Below are 12429 nucleotides of genomic sequence, written 5' to 3' on the forward strand. Positions count from 1 at the left end.
TGCCTGGCCGCCTTGTGCGATAACCGGCGTATGCTGGGGCGCATGGTTGAAATCAAAGATATGCTTGGCAAACATCAGGTGATTCGTGCGGACGGTCGTAAGGTGGACGAACTTCGTCCGGTGCGCATCACCCGTCATTTCACGGACGCCCCGGAAGGTTCCGTGCTTATCGAATGCGGCAATACGCGTGTGATGTGTACTGCCACGTTCACTCCCGGTGTGACGCGTTGGCGTAAGGATTCAGGCCTCGGTTGGGTGACCGCCGAATACGCGATGCTGCCGCGCGCCACCGCAGAGCGCACCGATCGCGAATCCGTCAAGGGCAAGCTTGGCGGCCGCACCATGGAGATCAGCCGACTCATCGGCCGTTGCCTGCGCGGCGTGGTGGATATGAAGGCGCTGGGCGAGAACCAGATTCAGCTTGACTGTGATGTGCTGCAGGCCGACGGCGGCACCCGTACCGCTTCCGTGACCGGCGCATATGTGGCGTTGGTGGACGCGGTGAACTGGGCCGAGCGCAACCATCACATCAAGTCTGCCGCCCGTGTGCTCAAAGATACGGTTTCCGCCGTGTCTGTGGGCGTGATCAATGGCACGCCGATGCTGGATCTGCCGTATATCGAGGACAGCCAGGCCATGACGGATATGAACGTGGCGATGACCGGCTCCGGCGCGTTCATTGAGCTGCAGGGCACCGCCGAGCACCGTCCGTTCACCCGCGCCGAGCTCGGCACGCTGCTCGATCTGGCCGAAAAGGGCAACAAGGAGCTTCAGGCCGCTCAGCGCGCCGCCTTGGCACTGGACTAGCCATCCATACGGAAACGCATCCACGAACAAGGAGAACAACCCCATGAAAATCGTCGTCGCCACCCATAACGAAGGCAAGCTTGTGGAGATCCGCCGTATCCTCGAAGAGGATCTGGGCGAAGACGCTGCGCACATCGAGCTCGTCTCCGCCGGCAGCCTGCATCTGCCCGACCCGGTGGAAACCGGCGTCACCTTCCAGGAGAACGCACTGCTCAAGGCCCGCGACGTGGCCAGCCGCACCGGTCTGCCCGCCGTGGCGGACGATTCCGGTCTCATCGTTGATGTGATGGGCAACGCCCCCGGCATCCTCTCCGCCCGTTGGGCCGGTGCGCACGGCCATGACAAGGCCAACAACGCGCTGCTGCTGGCCCAGATCGAAGACATTCCAGATGACAAGCGCACTGCTCGCTTCCGTTGTGCCGCCGCCTTGGTGGTTCCGGATGTGGAAGCCGGAGCCGATGCGACCGGTGGCGCTGAGGTCCCCGCCGCGGCCGCCGGCTCGGCTATGGTGCAGGCCCGTTACACCATCAAGTCCGAGACCGTGGAACTGGGCGAAATGCCGGGCGTGATCATCCGCAAGCCTCGCGGCGAGCACGGCTTCGGCTACGATCCGCTGTTCGTACCAGACGATCAGCCCGGCCGCACCAGCACTGAGCCTGACTATGAAGGCGAGCCGCTGACCAGCGCCGAAATGACCCCGGCCGAGAAAAACGCCATTTCCCACCGTGGCAAGGCCCTCAAGGCCCTCGTCCCCGCCATCGAAGCGTTGCTGGGTTGACAAAGAAAAAAGAACGGCCGATGCATGAGCGTCGGTCGTTCTTTCTATTTCAGAGCCACCCGAAGGAATCGAACCCCCGACCTTCCCGCAAACGATGGGGATGCTCTACCACTGAGCTAAGGTGGCGATGTCGTTGAAGCAGCGCCTCAAAAACAAAAAAAACTATAGTGCCTTATGTTTTGAATTGCAACATGGTCTATAAGGCAGACCGTTGAATGCGAATGAATAGTGTTGGTCAATCCACATGTTTTGGCATGCAAAGGCTTCGCGTTATGCTATCAACGGTAAGGATTAACCATAGGCAGAAAAACAGGGAATAGTATGCGTGATTTTATGCTGGTAAAGCTCAGCGATGCCGAGTTCGATGAATTCTCGGTCCGGCATCCGCAAGGCAACTTCCAGCAGACCTCCGCGATGGGACATCTGCGCGAGGGCGAAGGTAAAACCGTTGAATACCTTGGCGTCAAGGAGAACGGTGAGTTGAAGGCAGCGGGCTTGCTGCAGATTGTGCATGCGGGACGCTCCGTGTTCGCATTGATTCATGATGGTCCGTTGTGCGATTTCGATGACAAGGAGTTGTTGTCCTTCTTCGTAGATGGGCTCAAGTCCCATGCCAAAGCCGGTGGAGCGGCCCAACTTGATATCACGCCGGAGGCTGTTTACCGTCTGCATACGCAGGAAGGCGAACCTGACGGGCCTGCCGACGATGCCATGATTGCGAATCTCAAGTCTCTCGGATTCGAACACGTAGGTGGTTTTTCCACGGGATACACATCCGTGCCGCGCTGGCGCTGGGTCAAGAACCTCGAAGGCATAGAGGATGAGGCCGCGCTTACTGCCAGCTATGCCAAGTATCGTCGGCGCAATGTGCGCATCGCGCGAGAATCCGGTGTACACACAAGGCGTCTGGGCCGTGATGAGTTGTCGCTGTTCCATCAGCTATGCGAACTGAGCTGTGAGAAGCAAGGATTTGAAAACCGTCCGTTGAGCTTCTTCGAGGGAATGTACGATGCTTTCGGCGACGATATCGAATATCGTGTTGCCGAGATTCATTTCGATGAATATCTGAAGACTTGGCAGGATAAGCTGGACAAGCTTAATGCCGACAAAGCGCGCATTCAGAAGGATCTTGAGCGTTCCCGCACGGAGAAACGAACCAATCAGCTCAATCTCCAGCTTGCCACGGTGGAAAAGAACATGCCGCCTGTGGTCAAACGCGTGCAAGAGGCGCAGGAATTGCTGAAGCAGTATGGCGAGGTAGTTCCTCTTGACGGCTCCATGTTCCTGTACCATCCGCGTGAGGTGGTATGCACCACCAGCGGCGCTGACGAACGGTTCGATAAGTTTTACGCACCAGCGCTGATGCACCATGAAATGATGGTCAAATGTATCGAACGTGGCATTCCCCGCTACAATCTGTATGGCATTAATGGCCTATTCACGCCTGAAAACAACCCCGGTTTTGGTGTGCTCGAATTCAAGCAACGTTTCAATGGCTTTGTGGAAGAGATGCCCGGCGAGTTTGTGCTACCGGTCAAGCCTTTGACATATGCCACCAAGAAGCTGGTCCACAGAATACTTGGACGATAAAGTCCTTGAGGATTGCGATCGAGGGAAACGTCGCCGCAAGCAATTGGAGTGCAACAATATGACTGTGAATGGCAAGAGTTCCGATATCCGAAGCTCATCAATCACCGGTGAGCAGATGGATGCTTTTTCCGCTGAGTTTCCACGAGGCGGATTCCAGCAGACAACCGCGATGGGACAATTGGCGCAGAGACGTGGCAATCTGGTTGATTATCTTGGCGTATGGAAGAACGATACATTGGTCGGTGCCGCTGAGGTGACATATACCCGTGGTCGTTTTGGCTTGGAAGGATCTGTCTGGCTGGGGCCGTTGTGTGATCCGCATGATGTTGATGTGCTACGCGAAATGACATCCGCGATACGCAAGGCGGCCCGGGCCCGTAACGCATTCAGCGTGACGGCTTGGCCCAATGATCTGTACCGTCGGCATGCTTCCGATGGAACACCTGAAGGTATCGCTGATGATGAAGCCATCGATAACTACATTCATCTTGGATGGAGTCATGCGGGTTTTACCCGTGGCTATGGCACCGTGGTCAACCGATGGAGCTATGTCAAAGACCTGACCGGCATCGCCGATAGCAAAGCGTTGCTGAAGTCGTACGATAAGCGCACGCAGTGGAGCGTCAAACGTGCGCAATCCATGGGCGTGCATGTTCGCGAACTGAACGACGACGAACTGTCCGTGTTTGCGGACATCGAACGGCAGACCGCCGAACGCCGCAGTTTTGCGGCCCGTAATGAGCAGTATTTCCGTCAGTTCAAGGAAGCGTTCGGCAGCAAAGCGCATTTCATGATTGCCGAGATTCATATCGCCGAATACGTGGCGGATATGGAAGCCAAGCGTACGGCACTGCAGGCCAAGGTCGATGCGTTGCAAGCCAAGTACGACGAGCACCCCACGACGAAAACCGAACGTCAGCTCGGCGAGGAGAGCCGTAATCTTGCGGCGGCCGAGAAGCGTTTGGCTGAGGCGGCTGAATTCGCCAAAGATGGTGATGTGCTTCCTGCAGCGGCTTCGCTGTTTGTGGAGCATCCGCAGGAATTCGTGTACCTGTTCTCCGGCAGTGTCGAACAGTACAAGCCGTTCTACGCTTCGGCTTTGATTCAGCACTGGGCGATGAGCAAGTGCTTGGAACTGGGCGTCGCCCGCTACAACTTCTACGGCATCTCCGGTGTGTTCGATGATCCGAACGACGAAGGCCGCGGCGTGCTGGAGTTCAAGCAGGGCTTCAACGGCTATGTGGAGGAGCTGATCGGCGAGTTCACGTTGCCGGTGAGCAAGCCACGCTACATGGTCAGCCGTTTGGCTCATAAACTGCTCAACAGATAACTTGTAGCAATCCCATGGAAGAAGGATTGGGAGTTCAGATGACCCAAAATACGTTCGGGGGGTATACCTCCGGCCCAATTAATGATGACGAGCTGATTGACTTCTCCAGAAGCGCGCTCTGCCCGCAAGGATGCTCCCAGCAAGACAACGGCCAGATCCGTCTCGCTCGTATGCGCGGGCATATGGTGGAATGCCTTGGCGTACGCAATGCGGAGGGGATGCTGGTCAGTGCCTGTGTGATCGTGTATCTCAAAGGCCGATTCGGTGTGGACGGCTCCGTATATTACGGCCCGATCGGTGCTGTCGTTGACGATCATGACTACTCCGTCGATCGTGAAGTGATCGCAGCCATGACTGCTGCGATACGCAAATCAGCGAAGCGTCATCATGCCATTTCCGTGGCGTGCTGGCCGAATGAGCTGTACCAGCGTTGTACGGCTGACGGCGAACCTGACGGTGCACCGAATACGGACGCCGTTGACGTATATCGCAGTGCGGGATGGACACATGATGGCCTCCATACGGGCTATGACGTGGTGTGCCAATGGTCCTTCGTTAAGGATCTCACCGGCATCACTACAGGCAAGGAGCTCATGGCCTCGTTCGGCAAACGCGCACAGTGGAGTATCAAGCGTGCACAATCCATGGGCGTGCATGTGCGCGAAATCGGACCTGATGAGTTCCCGGTGTTCTCGCGCATCGAATCGGATACGGCGGCTCGTCGCGGGTTCACAACCCGTAATGAAGCGTATTTCCATCAGTTCAAGGAAGCGTACGGTGACGACGCCCACTTTATGCTGGCGGAAATCCACGTTGCCGAATATCTGGCGGACATGACAGCCAAGCGTTCGACGCTGGCCAAGAAGGTCGCCGATCTGCAGGCCAAATATGATGAGCGTCCCACCACTCGCATCGAGCGCCAGCTGGGGGAGGAGAGCCGTAACCTTGCCGCAGCGGACAAGCGTTTGGCGGAGGTTGCCGGACTCAAAGAGCGAGGCGATGTGGTCCCTGCCGCGGTTTCGCTGTTTGTGAGCCACCCGCATGAGGTGATCTACCAGTACTCGGGCAGCGTGGAGGAGTACAAGCCGTTCTATGCTCCGGCGCTGATTCAGTATGAGGCGATGCTGCATCTATGCGTGGAGCAGGGCATTACACGATACAGTTTCGGCGGCATCTCCGGCGTATTCGACGATCCGAACGACGAGGGTCGTGGTGTGCTGGAGTTCAAGCAGGGCTTCAACGGCTATGCGGAGGAACTGGTCGGCAAGTTTACGCTGGAGATCAATCCGTTCATGTGCGCGGTAAGCCGGCTGGCGCATAAGCTGCTGGGCCGCTAGGGCCGCGCGCCTGATCGCGTGCCAAATAACCGACAGCTGACTACAGTCGAATACGACAGACGGCGGGATAATCATCGCGATTGTCCCGCCGTCTGTCGTATCCGTAAGTCGTTCAGGCTGTCAGCATCAGGCCGTCAGCAGAGAGAAGACTGCCATCCTACGGCAGCTGCACCGGCTCATCCTCCTCGCGCGGATGCCGCTGCCGCCACCAGCGCTGCACGAAGTACGCGGCGTAGCACACCACGATGAACACCAGCTCGGCCCCCAGCGCGAACCGTTGCTCCTTGTCGAAGAAGACCAGCAGGAAGGATGCCGTGCACAGAATGAACGCGCCCCATGAGGTCCACGGATAACCGGGCGTTTTGTACTTGAGCTCGTCCACCGAATGTCCGGAGGCAATCCAACGCTTACGGAACACGATCTGGCAGTATGCGATGGCGATCCACACCACCACGGCGGACAAGCCGGAGAGCGCCACAAGCACCAGATACACGGTGGTGGCGGCGACTGCCGAGGAAAGCAGTGCCAACAGACCGCCGGCCATTGCGGCGCACAGGGCCAAAACCGGCACGCCATGACGGTTCGTCTTGGCGAACCAGCGCGGGATCATGCCTTCATGGCCCATCGACCACACCATGCGCGTGGAGGCGTACAGACCGGAGTTCGAGGCGGACAGCACGGCCGTAAGCACCACAAAGTTCATGATGTCCGCCGCATACGGAATGCCGATGGAGCTGAACACGAGCACGAACGGGCTTTCGCCCACGCCGGCCTGACGCCATGGAATCAGTGCGCTCATCACCACAATGGAGCCGATGAAGAACAGTACGAGTCGCCACAGCGTGGTGTGGATGGCCTTCGGTACCGCGGTTTCCGGGTCACGCGTCTCGCCGGCGGTCACGCCGATGAGCTCGGTGCCAGAGAAGGCGAAGTTGACGGTCAGAATCGTAGCGAACACCGGCATGAAACCGTTCGGGAAGATACCGTCTTTGGTGAGATTGCCGAACAGCGGGGCGTGGTCGTATCCCTTCATCGGCAGGATGCCGAAAATCGCCAGCAGACCAATGCCGATGAACGCGCAGATGGCGAACACCTTGATGGAGGCGAACCAGAATTCGGCTTCCGCGAAGAACCGTACGGACAGTGCGTTGAGCGTAAAAATCAGTATGATGCAGGCCGCGCTCCACATCCAGGTGGGTGTGTGGGGGAACCATCGTTGCATGAGCAGACCGGCCGCCGTGAATTCGGAGCCGAGCGCCACGGTCCATGTGAGCCAGTACTGGATAGCGATGACGAATCCGGTGCCCGGGCCGATGAACTTCTCGGCGTACACGTGGAACGAGCCGGTCACCGGCATGGCCACGGACAGTTCGCCGAGCGTCAGCATCACGAGGTAGACGATGACCGCGCCGATGCCGTACGCCAGAATCGTACCGATCGGGCCGGCCTGCTGAATGGTGTAACCGGAGCTCAGGAACAAGCCGGTGCCGATCACGCCGCCCAATGAAATCATCTGCAGGTGACGTGACTCCATACCGCGCTTAAGGTTCGTGTGCAGCGCATGCTTGGTGTGGTCCTTATGATTCGCAACGTCGCCGGTGTTCGGCAACACTGAAGTCGATGATGATGCCGTTGCGGGCTGGGCAGGCGACTGCGTCGCCGTATCAAGGTCGGATTGGCTCATGCTGCTCTCTCTGACATGCGTGTTCCATGGCGGCCGCCTCAAGACGGCCCGGAACAGTATACCCGCACGGGGCTACGCTCACGTGGCGGCTGCGCTACGTGCGGCGGGCGTCCGGCATAGTATGGGACCGGTGTACCGAAGTGGAGTAGGGGAGACGTCGAATATGATGCTGGAAACTCAACGGCTCATCATGCGTCCGTTCACGCTTGACGACGCAGACATCATCACTGCGTTGTACGGTGATCCCGACATCATGACGTTCATGCCGTGCGGACGCCTGATGGAGGAGGAGATCCGTGCCCATGTGGAGCAGGTGGTGTCCGATTGGGATGAACTGCCTCAGGTGAATTACGAGATGGCGGTGATCGCGAAAGCCGATTCGAGAAAAATCGGACGTGCGAGAATCCACATGGACTACGAAAATGATACGGCGATGCTGGGATGGCTGCTCGTACGACCCGAATGGGGCAGGGGATATGCCACGGAAATCACCAGATCATTGCTCGAATATTGCTTCGATACCATGCATATTCATCGTGTCTGCGCTCTCTGCCATCCGGACAATATCGGCTCATGGAAGGTCATGGAGAAATGCGGATTGCGGCGAGAGGCCCACTACGTCAAGAAAGTGAAGTACGTGGGCAAAGACGGAACGCATTGGGAGGATGAACTGGAATACGCGATGCTGAGGGAGGAATTCCGGCGGATGTGAACCATGTTGCGGTGTCCTCCATGCGAGTGGCCGGACATCCGTGATTTCTCCCCACGTAATCGTGTGGCGGCAGAGCGCTTTAGTCTATCGCCGGTGCCCGGCGTTTGCCGGTTGCTACGCGGCCAGACGGCTCCGTACGGCTTCGGTGATGGTCACGCCGTCCAGAATTGCCATAATGCCGGCCGAAACCAGACTTAGAATCCGACGCGAACGACCGGACTTGAGTCTGCCGGCGAAGAACGCGGCCATGCATGCCAGCGTGATGAGTACGGTCATGCTTTCGGCGAAGTGAATAAGGCCCAGCGAGACGCCCATCTGCAGATGATCCACGCCGGGCACCAGGAACTGCGGGATCACAGCGATGTAGAAGACGCCATCAGACTGATAGAGACGTTGCGTAACGTGCCATCTGATAGGTCGGTTTGGCTGTAACAAGTGAGCTGTCTATAAACGATGCCCCCTGCGGCTGCATTGATGTGCAGGGCAGGGGCATCGTGATTCGGCCGGTCGCAATCGGAAGGCGGTCCGACCGCAATCAGGCGGCGAGCTCTTCGTTCTCGCGGGACTGGGCGGCAGCGACCGCCGTCTGCTGGGACTGGGCGGCGTCGTTCTGGTGATGATACTGGAACGCCAGCTCGGCCAGATGCACGCCGTGGGTGAGGAACTCATGCGTACGGCACACGTAGTCGTTCTCACGGCCCAGCTTGGCGATGTAGCCGTTGATGTAGTCGACTTCGGTCTTGCGGCCGCGGCTCATGTCCTGATACATCGACGGGTAGTGCAGGGGGTTGCCGGTGCGGCTGACGTAGTCGACGGACTCCAGTTCTTCGGCGCGCGTGTTGATGAGCTTGATGCCGGCGCGCTCGCACGCGTCGTAGGCCTCGTTGATCAGCTGCATGGCCATATCGCGGGCACCCGGGTAGCTGATGAACTGGCCCATCGTGATCTGGTACATGGTGCACAGCGTGTTCACCACGGAGTTGAACACGATCTTGGCCATGCACATGCCCTTGAAGTCGTCGGAGATCTCCGGGTTGAGGTTGGCCTGCTGGAAGTCGGCGAAGATGGCCTTCTCGATGTCGGTGACCTTGTTGGTCATGGCGCACATGTGCATGGTGCCCGCGCCGGACTTGCCGATGAAGTCCACATCACCCGGGCCGTTCAGCACGGTGGCGACGAGTGCGGTGCCGCCGTAGATGCGATCCTCGGAGAAGTACTGGGCGATCTTCTCGAAGTGTCCCCAGCCGTTCATCGCGCTGAAGGCAACCTGATGATCCTTGAACAGGTGCGCGCAGCGCTTGAGCATATCTTCGAGCTGCATCTGCTTCATGAAGATGATCCACACGTCCGGGTCGCCGTCGTACTCTTCCGGCGTATACAGGTTGATCGGGATCAGACGGCGGTTCTCATGGTCGCGGCTGACGTAGACGCCGCCCTGCTCGCGAATCTTGTCGATATGCGGCGCCCACGCGTCGATGAAGTCCACATGCGCGTCGGTGTGTTCTTGCAACAGGATGCCGTAACGCAGACCCATTGCACCTGCGCCGATAACGGTGTATTTCATAGTGATTCCTCTATGGGATTGATGCGATTGTCGAATTGCGCCGCGTCTGACGCCCGATGGGGTTTCGGAAAGTGTGCGCCACGCGGCTTGCGGTAGATGTATGCAAGCGATCTTGTGAATCGCGGATATCCATCGCGCTGTTGGCATCACACCGTAGCACCGCGCGTCGTCTTGTACGGGCCCGCCACACGGCATGGGTCACATCGCGGTCATGCCAGTGTTCGCATGATGGTCGGCTCCCGTGCGGGTACGCGGCGGGTATCGCGTGAATTATTCGCGATACGTGCGATACATATGCGGCGCGTACAGTATTGCGCATGAGCGCTTCCTTCACCTATGGCGATGTGATTTTCGATTTCTGTGATGTGCTGCTCGATTGGCGGCCGCGGCTTGCGATTGAGGGAGTCGTCTCGGCCGACGTTGCCGACCGACTGTTCGATAGAAGCGACCCGTATGGATTCTGGCATTACGATGAACTGTCCGATCTGGGGTGGAGTGAGGAGCGCATTCTTGCGGATTACGCCGCTCATCATGGCATCGGAAACGTTCCGGTGCCGCAATCGCCGGAACTTCAGGCTTTTCGCACGTATTTCATCCGTCAGCGACTGGCGCTCGCCGGTATGCTGCCCGGCATGGCAACGTTGCTGCGCGACTTGGACGCGGCTGGCGTGCGCTGCTGGGGCCTGACGAACTTCACCACAAAATTTGTGGACGCGGCGCGCGAACTGTTCCCGGAACTGAGCCTGTTGCGCGACATTGTCGTCTCCAGTGCCGAACGCATCCATAAGCCGGACCCTGAAATCTACCGTCGTGCCGTCGCACGGTTCGGCGTCGACCCAGCGCATGCGGCGTTCGTCGACGACAAGCAGCGCAATGCCGACGCGGCGTCCGCGGCTGTTCCCGGACTGACCGGCATCCGCTTCACCGATGCGGCCTCCCTGCGTCCGCTGCTGCTCGCGTAACTGTTGCGCGTACGCAATCGCCACACGCGCACTGTAGCCGTCATGTGCGCCACCGCTGCCCGTCCGGCACAAGAAAACCTGAAGAAACCTTGAGAACTCCCATCGGGTTTTATGAATTTTGCCGTCGCTTCATGGTTGGCGCGTTAGGGTAACGCGGTTGTGGAATTCGTAGGAATCCGTGGGGGAGGACGGTATGCAGGACTCCGTATGGATGAAAACGATGATGGGATGGTCGTTGGTCGGTGGCGTATTGCCGTGGACTGTGTTCGGTGTGACCACGCTGGTCGCGGTCGTTCTGCTGGCGCTGATGATTGTGGGCGAGATTCATCCTCGGCCCTGCCATACTTCGCCGGATTCTCAGAGTGCAGTCCCCGGCGCGTCGGCCTCGGCAGCATCCGGTAGAGCCGCTCACCTCACCCTGTGGTCGCGCCCCCTGCCGCTCTCGACGATCGTCATGGTCGCAGCCGCGATGGTCGGCACTCTCGCGGCCTGGCTGGTATCCGACGTGTTCTTGGTGTTCGGCGTCTCGCTCGGCTGGCCCGTGATCTGCACCATAGGTGCCGGAATCGCGGCGCTGGGATTCGCGATCGCGGCTGCCGCACGAACCCATCGTATGCGCCGGGTGTGTGCGATCGCCCTGGTCCCACTGATCCTGATATCCACCGGATTGGGCGTGGACGGCATCTACGGCGAATATCAGACGGTCGGCAGTCTGGTGGGGTACGCGCCTTACGCTTCGATTGATTCGGTGGATGTGCATAAGTCCGCGATGAGCGTGACACAATGGCTGGCCAATGCGCAGCGTGATGCACTGCCGGATATACCGCAGCAAGGCAAGGTGCTCACCGTGGATATTCCAAACACCAGGTCCGATTTTCATGCACGCAGGGCAATGATCTACCTGCCGCCTGCAGCTCTGAGCAAACAGCCGCCCGCACTGCCGGTGATGGAACTGCTTGCCGGCCAGCCCGGCAGTCCGGGACGGCTGATCGCCGCCGGCGGCATCGCCGCGATGATGAACGGTTACGCTGCCCGCCATCACGGTCTGGCACCGATTGTGCTGGTGCCGGACCAGAATGGCGCGGACACCCATAACAGTCTGTGCGCGGACACCACCCAAGGCAATGCGGAAACATACCTGACCCAAGACGTAGTGGCATGGGCCAAGCGCACGCTTCCCGTGGCCACGGACGCATCGATGTGGGCCATCGGAGGCTTTTCGCAGGGCGGTACCTGTACCACCCAGCTTGCCCCTCGTCATCCGGAAATCTATGGTGCCATGCTGCCGGTGGACGGTGAACTGAAGCCCACCAACGGTACTGTCGATGAGATGGTGCGCGACTATTTCGCCGGCGATCGTGCGGCTTACGACGCTCAGGTGCCGGTCAACGCCATCGACGCAACCGGCTCCTCCTCTCAGGCGTTGTTCGCCGGTGCTGGAGAACGAGACACCGAATCAATCAAGAACATGCGCACGATCGCGGCGGCCGCACGCAAGGCGGGCATGGAAGTCACCGAACTGTTGGTGCCGAACACCGGACACGATTGGCATGCCGTGCAGGCTGTATGGAAGCCCGGATTGGAATGGTTCGGGCAACGGACCGGATTGGGGACCATGACGAAATCATTGAAGGGCTACAGCCAAGTGGAGGTGCTGCAATGAAT

11 protein-coding genes and 1 tRNA gene are annotated in these 12429 nt (G+C 58.9%); 8 read left to right on the forward strand and 4 right to left on the reverse strand.

Going from position 1 to position 12429, the window contains the following annotated elements:
- Positions 1–42 precede the first annotated feature (42 nt).
- Together rph and CUU80_RS08920 are read left to right on the forward strand one after the other, a co-directional pair.
- A complete protein-coding gene (gene rph, locus CUU80_RS08915; RefSeq protein WP_100496985.1) occupies positions 43–807 on the forward strand; it encodes a ribonuclease PH in 765 nt (254 codons plus the stop codon).
- 43 nt (positions 808–850) lie between these two features.
- The gene (locus CUU80_RS08920; RefSeq protein WP_100496964.1) at positions 851–1585 is read left to right on the forward strand and encodes a non-canonical purine NTP pyrophosphatase; all 735 of its coding nucleotides are present in this window, start codon (positions 851–853) and stop codon (positions 1583–1585) included.
- 53 nt (positions 1586–1638) lie between these two features.
- Here the strand turns inward: CUU80_RS08920 and CUU80_RS08925 are convergent.
- A tRNA-OTHER gene (locus tag CUU80_RS08925) sits at positions 1639–1711 on the reverse strand.
- Between the two features lie 195 nt (positions 1712–1906).
- Between CUU80_RS08925 and CUU80_RS08930 the strand changes: the two genes are divergently transcribed.
- The 3 genes from CUU80_RS08930 to CUU80_RS08940 are packed head-to-tail and all read left to right on the forward strand — an operon-like array spanning position 1907 to position 5842.
- On the forward strand, positions 1907–3175 hold the full coding sequence (locus tag CUU80_RS08930; protein WP_100496965.1) for an aminoacyltransferase: 1269 nt from the start codon (positions 1907–1909) through the stop codon (positions 3173–3175).
- A 58-nt stretch (positions 3176–3233) separates the two neighbouring features.
- Positions 3234–4505, forward strand: coding sequence for an aminoacyltransferase (locus CUU80_RS08935; protein ID WP_100496966.1), 1272 nt, complete (start codon positions 3234–3236; stop codon positions 4503–4505).
- Between the two features lie 38 nt (positions 4506–4543).
- The gene (locus CUU80_RS08940) at positions 4544–5842 is read left to right on the forward strand and encodes an aminoacyltransferase (RefSeq protein ID WP_100496967.1); all 1299 of its coding nucleotides are present in this window, start codon (positions 4544–4546) and stop codon (positions 5840–5842) included.
- 157 nt (positions 5843–5999) lie between these two features.
- Here the strand turns inward: CUU80_RS08940 and CUU80_RS08945 are convergent, their stop codons facing one another.
- Positions 6000–7526 carry an amino acid permease gene (locus CUU80_RS08945; protein WP_100496968.1) on the reverse strand — a complete coding sequence of 509 codons (1527 nt, stop codon included), beginning with the start codon at positions 7524–7526 and terminating at the stop codon, positions 6000–6002.
- A gap of 163 nt (positions 7527–7689) precedes the next feature.
- On the opposite strand from CUU80_RS08945, the gene CUU80_RS08950 reads away from it, so the two are divergent.
- Positions 7690–8238, forward strand: coding sequence for a GNAT family N-acetyltransferase (locus CUU80_RS08950; RefSeq protein WP_207760112.1), 549 nt, complete (start codon positions 7690–7692; stop codon positions 8236–8238).
- A gap of 114 nt (positions 8239–8352) precedes the next feature.
- On the opposite strand, the gene CUU80_RS08955 is transcribed toward CUU80_RS08950, so the two are convergent.
- Both CUU80_RS08955 and CUU80_RS08960 read right to left on the reverse strand, forming a co-directional pair.
- Positions 8353–8595: a hypothetical protein gene (locus CUU80_RS08955; RefSeq protein WP_100496969.1), complete on the reverse strand. Its 243-nt coding sequence runs from the start codon at positions 8593–8595 to the stop codon at positions 8353–8355.
- Between the two features lie 178 nt (positions 8596–8773).
- On the reverse strand, positions 8774–9802 hold the full coding sequence (locus CUU80_RS08960; protein WP_100496970.1) for a ketopantoate reductase family protein: 1029 nt from the start codon (positions 9800–9802) through the stop codon (positions 8774–8776).
- A 317-nt stretch (positions 9803–10119) separates the two neighbouring features.
- On the opposite strand from CUU80_RS08960, the gene CUU80_RS08965 reads away from it, so the two are divergent.
- Both CUU80_RS08965 and CUU80_RS08970 read left to right on the forward strand, forming a co-directional pair.
- A complete protein-coding gene (locus CUU80_RS08965) occupies positions 10120–10764 on the forward strand; it encodes an HAD-IA family hydrolase (protein WP_100496971.1) in 645 nt (214 codons plus the stop codon).
- A 193-nt stretch (positions 10765–10957) separates the two neighbouring features.
- Entirely contained in the window at positions 10958–12427 is a 1470-nt protein-coding gene (locus tag CUU80_RS08970) for an alpha/beta hydrolase (protein WP_100496972.1), read from the forward strand.
- The last annotated feature ends 2 nt before the right edge of the window (positions 12428–12429 follow it).

It is taken from the genome of Bifidobacterium scaligerum (genome assembly GCF_002802865.1).
Classification (GTDB): Bacteria; Actinomycetota; Actinomycetes; order Actinomycetales; family Bifidobacteriaceae; genus Bifidobacterium; species Bifidobacterium scaligerum.